Origin of the sequence: Flavobacterium sp. GCM10023249 (assembly GCF_042653365.1) — a bacterium.
In the GTDB taxonomy this organism is placed as follows: domain Bacteria; phylum Bacteroidota; class Bacteroidia; order Flavobacteriales; family Flavobacteriaceae; genus Flavobacterium.
Map to the genome: position 1 here is coordinate 41,280 of NZ_JBHSHZ010000008.1, position 15,748 is coordinate 57,027.

16 protein-coding genes and 1 other RNA gene are annotated in these 15,748 nt (G+C 33.7%); 9 read left to right on the forward strand and 8 right to left on the reverse strand.

The genetic code is table 11. The features are described from left to right. Positions 1 to 74 precede the first annotated feature (74 nt). Both ACFO7M_RS05970 and ssrA read left to right on the forward strand, forming a co-directional pair. The gene (locus ACFO7M_RS05970; RefSeq protein ID WP_379734581.1) at positions 75 to 1,289 is read left to right on the forward strand and encodes a serine hydrolase domain-containing protein; all 1,215 of its coding nucleotides are present in this window, start codon (positions 75 to 77) and stop codon (positions 1,287 to 1,289) included. 36 nt (positions 1,290 to 1,325) lie between these two features. Continuing rightward, positions 1,326 to 1,722: a transfer-messenger RNA gene (gene ssrA / locus ACFO7M_RS05975) on the forward strand. A gap of 67 nt (positions 1,723 to 1,789) precedes the next feature. Here ssrA and ACFO7M_RS05980 read toward each other — a convergent pair. After that, positions 1,790 to 2,476 (reverse strand): Crp/Fnr family transcriptional regulator, encoded by a 687-nt coding sequence (locus ACFO7M_RS05980; RefSeq protein WP_379711995.1) that lies wholly within the window; start codon positions 2,474 to 2,476, stop codon positions 1,790 to 1,792. A gap of 192 nt (positions 2,477 to 2,668) precedes the next feature. Here ACFO7M_RS05980 and ACFO7M_RS05985 point away from each other — a divergent pair, with 192 nt between their 5' ends. Both ACFO7M_RS05985 and ACFO7M_RS05990 read left to right on the forward strand, forming a co-directional pair. Then, positions 2,669 to 3,106, forward strand: coding sequence for a hypothetical protein (locus ACFO7M_RS05985; protein ID WP_379734583.1), 438 nt, complete (start codon positions 2,669 to 2,671; stop codon positions 3,104 to 3,106). A 53-nt stretch (positions 3,107 to 3,159) separates the two neighbouring features. After that, a complete protein-coding gene (locus ACFO7M_RS05990) occupies positions 3,160 to 4,095 on the forward strand; it encodes a universal stress protein (protein ID WP_379734584.1) in 936 nt (311 codons plus the stop codon). Positions 4,096 to 4,156: 61 nt separating this feature from the next. Here ACFO7M_RS05990 and ACFO7M_RS05995 read toward each other — a convergent pair whose 3' ends face one another. Next, a complete protein-coding gene (locus ACFO7M_RS05995) occupies positions 4,157 to 7,138 on the reverse strand; it encodes a M4 family metallopeptidase (protein WP_379734586.1) in 2,982 nt (993 codons plus the stop codon). A 106-nt stretch (positions 7,139 to 7,244) separates the two neighbouring features. On the opposite strand from ACFO7M_RS05995, the gene ACFO7M_RS06000 reads away from it, so the two are divergent. The 3 genes from ACFO7M_RS06000 to ACFO7M_RS06010 all read left to right on the forward strand — a co-directional run bounded on the left by ACFO7M_RS06000 (position 7,245) and on the right by ACFO7M_RS06010 (position 9,176). After that, positions 7,245 to 8,150: an OmpA family protein gene (locus ACFO7M_RS06000; protein ID WP_379734588.1), complete on the forward strand. Its 906-nt coding sequence runs from the start codon at positions 7,245 to 7,247 to the stop codon at positions 8,148 to 8,150. Between the two features lie 22 nt (positions 8,151 to 8,172). Continuing rightward, complete coding sequence (locus ACFO7M_RS06005; protein WP_379711985.1) at positions 8,173 to 8,796, forward strand: hypothetical protein; 624 nt, start codon at positions 8,173 to 8,175, stop codon at positions 8,794 to 8,796. A gap of 116 nt (positions 8,797 to 8,912) precedes the next feature. After that, the gene (locus ACFO7M_RS06010; RefSeq protein ID WP_379734590.1) at positions 8,913 to 9,176 is read left to right on the forward strand and encodes a hypothetical protein; all 264 of its coding nucleotides are present in this window, start codon (positions 8,913 to 8,915) and stop codon (positions 9,174 to 9,176) included. A 49-nt stretch (positions 9,177 to 9,225) separates the two neighbouring features. Here the strand turns inward: ACFO7M_RS06010 and ACFO7M_RS06015 are convergent, their stop codons facing one another. From ACFO7M_RS06015 to ACFO7M_RS06040, 6 genes are all read right to left on the reverse strand, one after another. Continuing rightward, positions 9,226 to 10,260 carry an o-succinylbenzoate synthase gene (locus tag ACFO7M_RS06015; RefSeq protein WP_379734592.1) on the reverse strand — a complete coding sequence of 345 codons (1,035 nt, stop codon included), beginning with the start codon at positions 10,258 to 10,260 and terminating at the stop codon, positions 9,226 to 9,228. 27 nt (positions 10,261 to 10,287) lie between these two features. Beyond that, positions 10,288 to 11,499, reverse strand: a complete 1,212-nt coding sequence (locus ACFO7M_RS06020) for a tetratricopeptide repeat protein (RefSeq protein WP_379711979.1) — start codon at positions 11,497 to 11,499, stop codon at positions 10,288 to 10,290. Positions 11,500 to 11,618: 119 nt separating this feature from the next. After that, on the reverse strand, positions 11,619 to 12,296 hold the full coding sequence (locus tag ACFO7M_RS06025) for a metal-dependent hydrolase (protein ID WP_379734594.1): 678 nt from the start codon (positions 12,294 to 12,296) through the stop codon (positions 11,619 to 11,621). 22 nt (positions 12,297 to 12,318) lie between these two features. Beyond that, the gene (gene menA / locus ACFO7M_RS06030) at positions 12,319 to 13,248 is read right to left on the reverse strand and encodes a 1,4-dihydroxy-2-naphthoate octaprenyltransferase (RefSeq protein ID WP_379711975.1); all 930 of its coding nucleotides are present in this window, start codon (positions 13,246 to 13,248) and stop codon (positions 12,319 to 12,321) included. Between the two features lie 3 nt (positions 13,249 to 13,251). Next, a complete protein-coding gene (locus ACFO7M_RS06035; protein ID WP_379734596.1) occupies positions 13,252 to 13,623 on the reverse strand; it encodes a hypothetical protein in 372 nt (123 codons plus the stop codon). Positions 13,624 to 13,640: 17 nt separating this feature from the next. Next, positions 13,641 to 14,480, reverse strand: a complete 840-nt coding sequence (locus tag ACFO7M_RS06040; RefSeq protein WP_379711971.1) for a 1,4-dihydroxy-2-naphthoyl-CoA synthase — start codon at positions 14,478 to 14,480, stop codon at positions 13,641 to 13,643. Positions 14,481 to 14,559: 79 nt separating this feature from the next. Here ACFO7M_RS06040 and ACFO7M_RS06045 point away from each other — a divergent pair, with 79 nt between their 5' ends. Both ACFO7M_RS06045 and ACFO7M_RS06050 read left to right on the forward strand, forming a co-directional pair. Beyond that, positions 14,560 to 15,093, forward strand: a complete 534-nt coding sequence (locus tag ACFO7M_RS06045) for a hypothetical protein (RefSeq protein WP_379734598.1) — start codon at positions 14,560 to 14,562, stop codon at positions 15,091 to 15,093. Between the two features lie 149 nt (positions 15,094 to 15,242). Continuing rightward, entirely contained in the window at positions 15,243 to 15,431 is a 189-nt protein-coding gene (locus ACFO7M_RS06050; RefSeq protein WP_379711967.1) for a hypothetical protein, read from the forward strand. Positions 15,432 to 15,748: the final 317 nt, after the last annotated feature.

Consider the following 15,748-nt stretch of genomic DNA (forward strand, 5'->3'; position numbering starts at 1 on the left):
AAGTAGAATTAACATGTAAAAACTATTCCTCAAAAAGAGAACTTTAATTATATTTGCCCTTCTATCATTACACCATGAATTATTTAAAAGCATCAAAATATATCGCAATAATTGCGACTGGAATTGCCGTTCTTTCATGTACGAAAGAAAAAAAAACACCTTTAAAAACTAAAGAAGAATCCAAAGTTAACGGCATTTATGCCTTACAACCATTTGCCTTTGAGAAAACCAATTTAAATACTACCAAAAAACAACAGATTGTTGATAGTCTTAACTATTTATACAATAAAGAGTTTGCCACCAATGATTTTTCGGGAAGCATTTTGGTTGCGCAAAACGGGGAAATCATTTATGAACATTACAGCGGCATGAGTGATTTCAAAAAGAAAACTCCAATAGAAGCCAATACTCCGTTACATATCGCTTCAGTGAGTAAAGTACTTACCGCAACGGCTACACTTTTATTGATTGATTCTAAAAAAATTCAATTAGATCAAAAAGTAAATACTATTTTACCTGATTTTCCTTATGAAGACATTACGGTCAGAACATTGTTAAATCACAGAACTGGCTTGCGCAATTATAGCTATTTTGTTGATAAAAAGGATGTTTGGAATAAACGTGATACATTACATAATAGTGACTTAATTCCTATTATCAACAAACACAATATACAACTAGAGTTCAAAACCGATTCCCGTTTCAGTTATTGCAATACGAACTATGCCATTTTAGCTTTAATCATTGAAAAAGCTACCAAAATGGATTACAGAACTGCTATGAGCAAGTTGATTTTTGAACCTCTTAATATGAAAAGTACTTTTGTATTTGACATGAAAAAGCATGCCGATACTACATGCAATTCCTATAAAGGGAATTACATAAAATACCCGTTAAATCATTTGGATGATATTTATGGTGATAAAAACATCTATTCTACTGCAAGAGATTTATTAAAATTTGATTTGGCCACCTATAATCCTTCTTTTTTGAATAAAAAACTATTACAAGAAGTCTATAAAGGATACAGTTATGAAAGCAGAGGCAAAAGAAATTACGGTTTAGGCATTCGACTTTTAGAATGGGAAGACGGAAAACAATTATTTTATCATAACGGCTGGTGGCATGGAAATACTTCTGCTTATGTAAAACTAATGAAGGAAAAAACTACATTAATCTGTCTTTCAAACAAGTACACTCGAAAAACATATTACTTAAAACTAGCGACCGGATTGTTTGGTGATTATCCTTTTCACATTCGAAAAAAAGGAGAACCGATTTTGGAATAATATTTGATAATAAATTAGTAGATTTGCAATCTTACTGGGGCCGACTGGTTTTGACAGCGAGTGGAATTAATCTGTAAGCATGTTGAGCATTGGGGTGTTGCTCATAAATATAATGTCCCGAACTTTTACACGGCGAAAATAATTACGCTTTAGCTGCTTAATCCGAATTATAGTACGATTTGCCTAGTTCTCACAAGGTGGGAAAGCTAGATTCTCCTCAGAAGCCTTGGTTTGTGGCGTTTGATTTAGGGGAACCGTAAAAATAAACCTAGGAAAGGTAATGCTTTAAATCCTTTCTGACATTAATAAAGCTAAGCGAAAGGTTGCTGTTCCTGGCATCGCCTTTTGTCGAAAATCTAATCAGGAACTAAACATGTAGAAAGCTTTTTGATTGCTTGTTTGGACGAGAGTTCGATTCTCTCCGGTTCCACTAAAAAAACCCTGTAAAAACTAATTTACAGGGTTTTTTCTTTCTTTTCAAAGATTAAAATTAAAGCCAATTAAAAACCCTCTGCTATTATCGACAATAATTTGGGATCTATAATTTCTAACGAGCGTCCTTTATTTTCAAGGATTCCTTGAGATTCAAAAAAACCAATTACTCTAACCACTGTTTCTTCAGATGTTTCTGAATACCTTGCTATATCTGATTTTGTAATGGTAATTTCTGATTTCTCATTTTCCTCTTTATATTTTTCATTCAAAATCAATAATATTAAAGCGATTTTTTCCTTGGCTGATTTATGGGACAAAGAAGAAATCAAATTGATCCAAACATTGAATTCAAAACTCAGAATTTTAACCAAATTAAAAGATAAATTAGGTGCTCTCTTTGAAATATCTATAAACTCCTGACCTTCATAAACTTCAATTTCGCTTTCTTCCAAAAATATTGCAGTTACAGGATGTTTCTCATTACTAAGTAAAGGACGAAAACCAAAAAACTCACCCTGTGTATAGATGTATACTATTCTTGTCTTACCATCTTGATTGAGCTGTTCAATTTTAACCTTACCTTTGGTTAGTCTGTATACCGCTTTAGGTTCACTACCTTCTTCATACAAAATATCATTTTTCGCAAACGACTTCAAACTTTTAATTCCTTCCAATTCTACCATAAATTCAGGCTTAACATTATCTAAAAGCTCATTACTCTTAAATGAATATTTTGAAAGTATAAAGGACATAGTTAATTATTTTTTATTGATTGACGATCGTCAATGTTTTACAGTTAAAGGTAGTCTAACTTTGTAACAAAGCGAAATACTATTACAAAATTATAACAAAGAAATCCTTTACCCTATTTACATCACCAAAATAGATAAAAAATAGGCCCTAGTCCCAAAAAGTAGAATCAGAAAATAAATTATTGAAATCATATGAAGAAAATTATTTTTTTATCACTCTTAATTGCAATTCCGACATGCGCTATTAAAGCACAAACTAAAACCATCTCAAAAAGTATAATTAGTCCAACAGCAGTCCTCAAAAAGTATCATGAAAAAAATGAACTTGAAAGAATGCAAAAAGGGGATTTAGTTGACTTGTACATTGAAAGAATAAATGTAATAACTAATAAACTACCATTTATAGCTTTAACAAACAAAAGAGGTGTTACAATAAATGATGTTGGAATTCCAGATAATACCGAGAACAATAAACTATTGGACAAACAACAACAAACGATAAAGACATTTATGTCTGAAACGGATACATTCGAAAGGAAATTAACTCCATTTGCAGATAAATCAGATATTGTAGATGCAATTTTATTTTGTGAAAACATTCTAAAGGAATTACAATTAATACGTGAATAAGACACATCCGGAAACTAATTCGATGCTATAGAATACTAATTAAAATTTATGATATGGAATATTCTATTAAAAACATTTTGGTTCCCACAGATTTTTCAGAATCAGCCAATAATGCCTTAACTCTTGCAATAGCTATAGGAGAAGTTCATAATGCTACATTACATCTTTTGCATGTGGTTGAACCATTAGTCTTGGGTAAATTTGCTACCATAAATGGCAAAACAGTAAATATCCAAAAGCAACTCATGCAAAATGCTAAAGAAAAATTGAACATGCATGCCACTTATATTGAAAAAACAACACTCCTTAAAATTGCAACGAATGTGACTATTGACAGCGTAGCTAATGGTGTGGCAAATTATGAAGAAGATAATGGTATCAATCTTACAATTATTGGAACTCATGGTCAATCTGGTTATTACGAATTATTAGCCGGAAGCAATGCCATGAGTATTATAAAAAAATCAAATGTTCCAATTCTTTCAATTCCACCTTGTTTCAACAAAACAAAATTTAAAAAAATACTCTACCCTATTCGAATTGTAGAAGGCACTGTTGAAAAATATGAATTCATAAAGCCTATACTAAAAAAATACAATCCAAAGCTACATCTACTAGGTGTGTATGAATTTGAAAAGATAAATGAGGTTAATACGCTATCTGAAAAAATAAATGAAGTTAGAAATTTAGCCCAATATTATGATTTAGATGTGAGCTATGATCTGATTCCATGTAATGGAATTGAGCAAAGAATTTTAGACAAAGCTGAAGAATCTGAATCCGATTTAATTGTAATTAACGCAACTTTAGATAAAAAATGGTATCATTTATTCATGGGTAATACATTTACTGATGAAATTATAAACAACGCAAAAATTCCAATTTTAAGCATCAAACCTAAACTTTTAATTGGAGATCCCGACAACTACTCAGACACATGGTTTGAGGATAAAAACGATTATATTCCTTTAAATTTACATTCTTTGTAAATTATTACCACTAAAAAAAAGTCCCGCTTAAGCGGGACTTTTTTACATCTATGAACAATTACTATTCGATTATGATTCTTCTTGCTTCTTTTTTACCAGCACTTTCTACATTTAGTATATAAACGCCTGAAGTCAATGAATTCAAACTAATTTCTTCATTAAAAACAATTCCTTTACTTGGGTACGATTGTTGATAAACAGAACGACCTCTAATATCATAAATTGTCACTTTTACCTCTTCAGTTGTGGACAACACAACATTAAACTTACCTTTTGAAGGGTTAGGATAAACTGAAAACTTCTCAAAACTGTTTTCATTTGTTCCTAAAGTTCCTTGAATAACAAAGTTATCAATAAATACTCCTTCCTGATTTGCGGCATCATCAGACACAAATGTAAATCTGAAAATTGCATTTGAAGGATTTCCAAGAGCTGCTAAGCTATGAGTATAATTACGCTTATTTCCATTTACCCCTGTACCACCCACAGGTGCAGTAGCATAATCACCAGTCCATTGTTTTCCTATACAGTTAAAACAATCTGTTCCATCAGGAAGTCTTGGGCTATTATACCAGTTAGGATCAGCAGAAGTTCCTAAAACATCCCATGTAGCTCCAGAATTGGTAGAATATTCGAAATAGATAATATCCCAGTTGGATTCAAGATCAAAAGCCATATCAAAACTTACGCTAGCATTTGAAATTGAAGATAAATTATAACATTGTGACACCAAGTACGAAGTAGTTTTATCAGGATAGTTACCAACCAATTTCGTGGCATATCCAGGTGAATTACCCGTTGCAGTCGATGATAATAACGTCTTATTAACCGTACCTCTTTGCCAAACAGAATTGGTTTTCCCGTTGGAATCAATAGATACTAAAACATCGCCAGCAGCATTAAATCCGTTAACAGCTCCTACTGTACCGATATCATTTACAACAACTACCAATGATTTTGTATTATTTACCGCATTTCCATCACCAGAAGTGGTAGTCGTTACATTAATGGTATGATAACCTCTAGTTAATCCACTTACAGGAATAGCTTGAGTAGCTTGAGAACAATTTGATAAATTTCCGTTCCAGTTAATTACTGTATTAGCACCGCCATCTACATTGTATGTAATTGTTACCGAAGACAAAGTTGAAGTTCCACCATTCTCCAAAACAATAGATGGACTATAAACACTTCCGCAAGCCACATTACTATTACCTCCTGAAATTGCTTTCAAAGCAACATCATTTGCTGGAGCAGAAAATGCACTACCAACGTTTACAGCATACCAAGCATTTGTAACCGATTGAACTTCAGGACTAGTTGCACAATACAACGAACTTGCCACAGCAATTGTTGCATTACGAGCATCCATAAAGGTTGAGTTTGGAGTCAAATAATCTCTTTCTGCATAATATGCGATTTGTGAAGATTTTGTCAAGCCAATCCCCGAAACGTTATAGGTGTAAGGAGTTGGGGCAGTATTTGTTCCTGATTTTCCAGCAGTAACAATATAAAACCAATGATTCAAAACACCACTATTGGTATGAACCCCGCAACTGTCGTTTGTGTCTGGATTAGGTGTACATGTACCATCATCGGCAGTAGTCACATAAAAAGTTCCACGGAAAGTATCCGGTTGGGACTTTGTTCTTGGATAACTCATAGAACGCAAATAACCACCAGAAGTGATATCCTCACCTATCTTCCATACCGCCGCAGTTCCTGGTGAAGCGGTATCCACAGGAGAATTTAAGTTCCCGTTTCTACCATATTGTTCAATACAAACTCCCCAAATATCTGAAAAACCTTCATTAAGTGCTCCAGACTGATTTTGATATGCCAAGTTCGCTGTATAAGAACAAATTGCATGTCCAATTTCATGTCCACAAACATCAATTGAAGTTAAAGGTCCTGTAAAAGCACTAAAACCATCACCATAAGACATTACGCTACCATTCCAAAATGCATTATCCAAACCTCTGTTTGGAGGTGTCGGGGTATCGTCATAATGCACATAACTTTTAATTTGTGCTCCTTTATCATCAAAACTATTTCTGTTGAAAATATTTTTCCAGAAATCATAAGTCATCATTGCACCCCAATGTGCATCTAGTGCTGCATTATCTCTAGTAGCTGAACCAGAAGTATAATTTCCATCATTCCAAACATTATCTGTATCTGTAAAATGCGTAGAAGGGTATGTATTTGTTTTACCAGAATTATAGGTAACAATTCCATTACCTCTAGTGTTGTCCTGTAGTACATATCGATTCAAACCAGCATTAAACGATGTTTCAATAGTTTTGGTACCACTATAGCGAGTTGCTGCTGTTCCCGCAACAAAAGGACTCACAAATACCGATTCCATTTTTTTTGCATTTTCTTGCATTTCTTCATTAGAAATCAGACGGTTGGCATGCTTTATAATTGGATTCTTGTACAAAATCTCTCCTGAATTTGCATCAACATAAATCTCTTGTCTTGAAACTGGTTGAGCAGCGTAAATATCATACTTATAGGCTAATCGAACTTCACCTTTGTTCACTAAAGGAAAAACAACCAATTCACCTTCGGGCTTCTGATACTCCATCATTAAAGCAGCCTCTGGGTCTTCCCATAAAAACTTTTCTGCAGGAACCATTTCCAAAGCCTTCTGAAAGCCTTGTGACGGCGTCAAAACAGGTTTAAGATCCAAATCAGCTGGATTATACAATTCCCCATTAACACTTTCGACGATACCATCTTTTGTATGTGTAATAACAGTACCGAATTCTACTTTCATCCCATTAAAATACTGTTGGTATCTCTGATGTGTAAATCCAGAAAAATCTGAAGTTTCAGTATACATCTGAAAAGTATTACGTTTATCCAAGCCGTAGTTTTTGGCAAACTCCTGAAGTGCTTGAATTCCGGTACCCGGCGTAGTAATTTTTATTGTTTTTTGAAAAGCAGATGCGGGATCATACTTTTCGCCCTTCTGAGCATGTAAACTAAAAGCCGATAATAATAAAACCGACTTTAGTAAAAGATAATTTTTCCTCATAATTCTTGGTTTGGTTGTGTTTTCATGAAATTTTTGCGAATGTACTAAAAAAAATGTTAAAACATTTTTTTTTAGTACATTTGATTAATCATTAAAATACGTAACTATGTCTAAACAAACTACTTACATTTTAGGCATTATCCTCACTTTGGTGATTGGAGCCTTTTTTTATTCTAAGTTCTGTTGCTTGGAATGTCATCAAAAAAAGGAAGAAGCAACTATTACTACCTCAGAAGCAAAAATAGAGTTACCCAATAATCAGCTAGAGCTCATTAGCAAAGACTTCAACTACCGCAGTAAAAACAACTTCAATTTCGCATTAGAATCATTCAAAACTTCATTACCCATCCATAAAGACATCAACAGTGGCATTGAAAAATTAAAATTGTATTTTGAAACTAATCCCAACAAGCGATTAACTATTACTGGATATGCCTTGAAAAGTGAAGAAAATCATTCCGCTTTTCCCAATTTAGCATTTGCAAGAGCTTACTTTGTTAAAAAATATTTTATTAGTAAAGGAATATCTTCCAATCGTTTTGAAATTGATGGAAAAATTGTCAATTCATGGACAATACAGTCGGATACTATTTCAGGACCGATAAATTATAGCATCACCGATAATCAGATTACAGCCAAAGCACAGGACTGGAATGCGATAAAAGACACTATAAACGGAAATCCATTACTATTATATTTTAATCCGAATCAATCCGAAATTGCCCTAACTAATGATGAAAGACAACGTATTGCTGATTTCGCTGAGTATTTAGACAATGTTCCAGATGCAGTTATAGTTTGTACCGGTTATACAGACAACACAGGAAATAAATACCAAAACATTCAATTAGGGCAAGATCGTGCAGATTTTGTCAAAGCGTATCTTGTGCAAAACGGAATCAGCGAAAAAAGAATACAAGCCTTTTCAAAAGGTCAGGATGATCCGATTGCTGATAATTTAACACCTGAAGGTAAAGCCAAGAATCGCAGAACAGTTATTACACTTAAATAAAACAATCCTAAAACAATTGATTATGATACCATGTTTTTTAATTCCCATAATGGTTGGACTTATAAGCGCATTATTAGGCTATTTGTTAGGAAAAATGATGGCTGGCGGAAATATCTTGAATATAACTTCAAAATTACATACCTGTGAAACTGAAAATGACAACCTCAACAATAAATTGTATTTACTACAGAAAGAATTGGCAGCAGCAAAAACTGAATTTTCAAACTCCGATCTTCAAGCTGAATTAGAAGCCTGTCGTAGTTATAACACTAAATTGGAAGAAGAAATTGATCTCTTGAATGCCAGAACAAAATCAGTTCATGGTTTTACATCAGTAGTTATAATCCCTTTTGACGCAGCAGAAGCAACTTCAATTTTAAGTAAAAAAGTAGTCGAAAATGATTTGAAAATAATTGAAGGAATTGGTCCAAAAATAGAAGAACTTTACCATGAAGCAGGTATCAAAACATGGAAAGATCTAGCTGAAACCTCAGTAGAGACATCCCAAAATATTTTGAATGAAGCTGGTAGCCGTTATGCCATGCACAACCCAGAAACATGGTCAAAACAAGCACTTTTAGCCTATCAAGGAAAATGGCAGGAACTTAAAGACTATCAGGAGTCATTGAATGCAGGAAGAGAATGAAAATCAACCAATTAATCACTCTATTTCATAATGTGAATTCTATAAATCTAAATCATATTCCTATAAGATTTGAGCAAAGTTTCACCATAACTTTACTAAACTTTAAAACACACATTATGAAAGCAATACATTTATTATTGACAAGTACAGCATTTTTAGGCGTGTTAGCTTGCACAGAAAAAAAAGAAACCATTCATGAAACCACAACAATTGAAAAAGACACAATTATTGTTCAGGAACAAAATGACCAAGATCCAGTAGAAAATAACACCGAAAAAACAGAAGACGGAACCTCTGTCAGTATAAACAAAGATGGTGTTGAATTTTCTACAAAAAGTGGTGAAAACAGTACCGAAGTTGAATTGAAAAATAAAAAGTAATTTCTTCGTACAATTAAAAAAAAACAGGCATAAAGCCTGTTTTTTTATGTTATAAATTTACATCCCAATGCACCGTTGGATTGTAAAAAAGTTGACCCTTATTCACTTCTAATGGACAATCAAAATTGTTGAAATATAGAGCGCCAGTACCTAATCCTTGAGGCATTGAATTTTGCTTCAAAAAGGTATATTGCGAGATAGCATTCAATCCAATATTTGATTCTAAAGCAGAGGTAATCCACCAGCCAATTTTGAACTTTTCGGCTAAGAAAATCCATTCCTCTGTACCGCGAAAACCACCTATAAAACTTGGCTTTAAAATTATAAATTGTGGCTTAATTTTTTGTAATAATGCTTCTTTTTCTTCGAAAGAAAAAACACCTATCAACTCTTCATCCAATGCTATTGGTAAAATGCTGTTTTTACATAAAAATGCCATTGTGTCATGTTGATTCTTTTGGATTGGCTGCTCAATACTATGAATTTGAAAACCAGTTAGTTTACTCAATTTACCTAAAGCTTCAATTGCAGAAAATGCACCATTCGCATCAACCCTAATTTCGATCTGTGTCGGAGTAAAATTTTCACGAATAAATTGTAATAATTGGAGCTCTTTTTCAAAATCTATGGCGCCAATTTTTAGTTTAATACAAGAGAACCCTTGTGCAATTTTCTCTTCAATTTGCTCCTTCATAAAACGCTCGTCTCCCATCCAAACCAATCCATTAATCGGAATTGACTTTTCACCCGAAGTAAACTCGGAAGGGAACAATAGAAATGGATTTTCTGACTCTAAAGAACGGAAGGCCATTTCGACACCAAACTGAATTGAAGGAAATTCATTAAGCGACTCCCAAAGCAACTTTTCACCAAGGGAAATATTGTCACAAACCCAACGCAATTTCTCTTCATAATCAGGTCGATCATCAGCTGATAAACCTCTTAAAATTCCACACTCGCCAATGCCTTTTTTTCCTTCTTTTTCCAAGAGTAGAAACCAAGTTTCTTTTTGCGTTAAAATTCCTCTTGAAGTTCCAGAAGGTCGTTTAAAATCGAGTATATATTTTTGGTAAGTTGCTTTCAATTGAAATAGTAAATACTACCTTGTTTTTTAATTATACAATTTCCAGATTCTACCTATATTTTCTTGAGGCAAATTGGTTTTCTTAAATCCATCCAAATCATTAATCGCTTTGTTTTTCCAAGTTTGTTTTGCTGAAACGTTTTGGTTCCTATATTTTTTATGAATTTCTTTCGAAGCACTCACGTTATCCATAAACATATACACGTGTGCCAAATTCATTTGTACTTTCAGTTCACTTGGGTCAATGTTTTCGGCATTTTTAAGTGTTTTAAGCGCTTTTTCAAATTGTTTTGACTTCATATATAACTCAGCCAACGAATTGTAATTTACGGCCTTTGCTGTCGGTTTTGAAGTTACTTTACTTTCAATCATCGCTATTGCCTCATCAACATTTCCTTTTTGAGCTAATAGATTCGCTTTGTAACAAATCATCTCATAGTACAAATTCAATGCATCATTTTGAATGAATGCCTTTTCTTCCAAACGCTCTATTTCAAATTTTTGCTCATCTGCAGACAAAGCTTTAAAATCCTGGTAACGGAACTTTTCTTCCACTTGATTAAACAAACTCAAAGCAACATTGCGGGATGTTTCTTTTTTTAAGTAACTCAAACTAGCCGTCTTCATAAGATTTTCAACTACTTCATTTTTCCTTTTGGCAGTCCAACCACGGCTTGCAATTTTATCAACCCATGGTACAATTTCCAGAACAATTTTTTCATTCATCATCCAATTTTCATTTTTGAATGCGAACCAAATTGTTTTTACATCATCATCGAGACAAGTATTTTTAGCCAAAGAAATCAATTTAGCGTCTTTACTTACCGGGTTTTTCTGATAAACACAAGCATTATCGAATTTGCCAGAAACGGAGAAATCAGCAGCTTTTTGCTGTTCTTGAAAAACGGCATAGGTACATTTATCAGTCCCTGAAATTCCTGAAAGTAATGTTATTGCTCCACCAGTACCTTTTCCAATATAATAGGGATCCGGAATCGCTTTTAAAACCGAGGCAAGATCGTTGACCATTTTCTGATTTTCATCCAAAAGGGTAATTCGGTAAACAAATTCTGTAGTTCCAACCGGAAGATCTTCTGATTTTACGATAATTTTTTCGCCTGCCGACAACTTGATTTCCTTATTGGTTATTCGCTGATTATCCCAGTAACCATCAGCACTTTGAGCAAAAGCACTAATCGTACCAATAAGTAAAAAGAAAGGTATTATTTTAGATTTCATGTTCTATTTTTAAATTGTATCGGCAAATTAAATGCCAATTTTTAACGAACTCCCCTAGCCCCGACTGAGACAAGTTACCGTGCAATCTCATCCGTCATTAGAAAGAAAGTAAAAAGCTACTACAAATCAATACTTTGACCAATTTCAAGCAACATAAGGTCTTTTCCTGCATCAAAGAATTTTTTGATGGATTCTTCATGATTGATTTCAATAAAACCAAATGTATCAAAATGATACCCTAAGATTTTATCGCAATCCAGAAAATCTGAAGCAACAATTGCGTCATCAACATCCATCGTGAAATTATTTCCAATGGGTAAAACTGCTAAATCCAATTTTGTACGCATTGGAATTAACTTCATATCCATAGTAAGCGCTGTATCGCCAGCGATATATATGTTTTTATGTTCTCCTTCGATGACAAAACCACCGGGTTGTCCGCCATAGCTTCCATCGGCGAATGAACTTGTATGAATTGCATTCACATACTTCACATTGCCAAAATCAAAATCCCAACTTCCACCGTGATTCATAGGATGGTATTGCAAACCTTTTGCGGCGTAATGCATGGCGATTTCGTAGTTAGATACTACAACTGCATTCGTTCTTTTACCGATCGTTTCCACATCCAACACATGGTCGTTATGTGCGTGAGTGATCAGAATATAATCTGCCTTGATTGTGTTGATATCGATATGATTTGCTTTAGGATTACCTGAAATAAACGGATCCACTAAAATATGTTTTCCGGAAACTTCGATACCCAAACAAGCATGACCGTAGAATGTGATTTTCATATTTTTAAAATGAGTTTTAGAATTAAAAAATTAGCACCATTGCTAAAATTACAGATAACAAAAAAGTACTGAGAGCCAATACTTTGAGTTGTGGATCTAATCTTCGATTGTCATCACATAAATAAACCACTCTCAAATGTCTTAGTAAAGGAAAATACGCCACCAAAAATGCATATTGATCCCATCGAAACCCTACACCGTTGTAAATCAGCGCAAAAACAAGCACCAAAATCATAGCACCCACCACAAGAAAATAATGGTACAGTTTTGCTTTATCACCACCCATTTTTACAACTAAAGTATTTTTTCCTGCTTTTGCATCCGATAATTCATCGCGCATATTATTCAGATTCAGGACACCAGTACTCAACATTCCGATAGCACAAGCAGGAAGAACCAGCTGCCAGTCGAACTGTTTTGAATACAAAAAATTAACTCCAAGTGTACTAACCAATCCAAAAAAAACAAAGACAAAAACATCTCCAAATCCTTTATAACCGTATGCAGAATCGCCAACGGTATATTTAATTGCCGAAGCGATGGCTAAAATTCCTAGGATTAAGAAAAACAAAGAAAATAGCAAATGTTTATCCGAAAAGGCGATATAGATTAATAAAACAGCACAAATGAAAGTCAACAATGCTGTTAAATACATTGCTTTTTTCATGGCTTCGGGAGTAATTACACCACTTTGAATGGCACGCTCCGGCCCTACTCGGTCTTCATTATCTGTTCCCTTCACACCATCTCCATAGTCATTCGCAAAATTAGACAACACTTGAAAACCAACAGTAGTTAGAATTGCCAGAATAAAAATTCGCCAGTCAAAAACTTGCGTTGGTGTTAAAACATCATTAGTTGGGTTATTCAAGGCATACAAACTTCCTACCAAAATTCCGGAAACCGAAAGTGGTAAAGTTCGTAATCGGGCAGCTTCAATCCAGTGTTTCATATATTAAAATAAACCATAAATTATTAATCCTCCAATTGTAATTGAAACTGGAGCCGAAAATTTCAAATAAATAGGTTTTAGTGTTTTCGATGCCATAACAGAAAATCGATTATGAAGTTCAACAGGAACAAACATCAAGACAACAGCAGTTACCATCAAAAAAAGTCCTGTCAATTCATAAACAATTCCGTATTGACTAACTATTTTAGTAAAACAAAAACCAACAATCAATCGAATTGTTAATTCAGCATAATTGATCAAATAAGTACTTCCTGCTTTGGCAATAGTATCTTTTACAGTCTGTGGTTTTAAAAACATCATAAAACCAGACCAAACCATAAAAAGTCCGAATAGCACAATTATTATTTTATACACTAAAACCATAAATCATTTTAAGGCAACCATTTCTTTTCGAAATTCGGTTTACGTTTTTCAAGAAAAGCATCTCGCCCTTCTTTAGCTTCTTCGGTCATATAAGCCAAACGGGTAGCTTCTCCGGCAAAAACTTGTTGTCCCACCATCCCATCATCGGTTAAATTCATAGCGAATTTAAGCATTTTAATAGATGTTGGTGATTTCGCTAATACTTCCTGAGCCCATTCGTAAGCAGTATCTTCCAATTCATCATGAGGGATCACAGCGTTAACCATACCCATTTCAAAAGCTTCTTGTGCAGAATAGTTTCTTCCTAAAAAGAAAATTTCACGGGCTTTTTTCTGACCTACCATCTTTGCTAAATACGCAGAACCATAACCACCATCGAAACTCGTCACATCGGCATCCGTTTGTTTGAAAATGGCATGCTCTTTGCTAGCCAAAGTCATATCACAAACCACGTGCAATGAATGTCCTCCACCCACAGCCCAACCTGGTACCACGCAGATTACTGCTTTTGGCATAAAACGAATTAAGCGTTGCACTTCTAGAATATTTAATCTATGGTAACCATCGTCTCCGACATAACCTTGATGACCACGTGCTTTTTGGTCTCCACCACTACAAAAAGACCAAATACCGTCTTTAGAAGATGGACCTTCGGCAGATAACAACACCACTCCGATTGAAGTATCTTCTTGCGCATCGTGGAATGCCATTAATAATTCGGCAGTAGTTTTAGGTCTGAACGCATTGCGTACATCCGGTCTATTGAATGCAATTCTAGCTACACCATTGCATTTTTTATACGTGATATCTTCAAACTCACGAACTGTTTTCCATTCTATTTTACTCATCTTATAACTTTTCTTTCTTTATCAATTTGAAATGTAAAAGTACTACTTTTGCCAAACTCCATTAAAACTTTCGTGCCCCATGAGAAAAAAAATATTAACAATCTTATTAATACTAATCTGTGCCATTTCTTATTCCCAAAATGACACCATTATCGATCATAAATTAAATTACAAAGTTGTTTTTCTTTCGAAGTCACATTTTTCGTCAAAAAACTCTGATTCCGCTTTGGGTAAAATTAATTTCTACCGTTATAATTCTATATATGAGGGTGACATATATGCAATTAGCATGAGCGAATTTACAGAATTAAAACATAAGCTATCTGAAAAAGAAGTAGCTGCTATGGTCGTGGGTTTCAAAAAAGGTTTTTCGAATAGTTTAACTAAGGAAGGACGAGAATGCAACTTCATTTCTGAAAAAAAATTCAAATTCAAAAACGAATTTGAAGCTATCGAATTTCTGGGTAAAATTAACAATCAAATCGATTTTAAAATGAATTTCATTTTGAAAGGAAACATAACTTATACCCTCTTAGTAATTGGCCAAACTGAAAGTACAAATGCACAGTTTTTTATGAATTCGTTTGATTTTATCGATTCCAATGGGAACTAAATCCATTTCAGACAAATGTTAAAATTTAAAAATTAACATCCTTTTTTTTGAAAACTACTTTCATTTTACATAACTTTATACAACTGAAAATCAACATTTTACATGTTGCCTTTTAAGTTCACTGATTTATTAATTTAAAATGAAATTTTTTGAAAAAAACTGTTTTAATTGTCGCTCTTACATTTAGTGCATTGCTTACAAGTTGTAACAAAAAAGTAGAGGAATCTACTCAAGAACAAATGCCTATTGAGGAAACTACTACGCAAGTTGTTGATAGTATTCAAACTGATACAGTAGCCCCTATGGATGAACCAATAGATACAGTTAGCAAAAAATAATCAGCTACGATCTATATACTCAATAAATATATCCACAGGTAATAAAGCGAATATTGGTTTTTGTATTATAACAATCCCCCCGAGTTGTTCTGACGACAAAAACACAAAAATTACATAGAATAAGAAAGAGTATAATAGTAACGATTTGCTCTAGTGAAAGAAATTATTCTATAAAAAGTTTATTTAATTTTTTGATTTGTAAAGATGCTATTATCGCTTTACGTATGTTATCGGTTATTTCAGAGAATGAGAGCTTAAAGTAATCAGGATTTGAGATAACAAGAGGGAAATGCCAATCTAAAGTAAGATTGGCATTT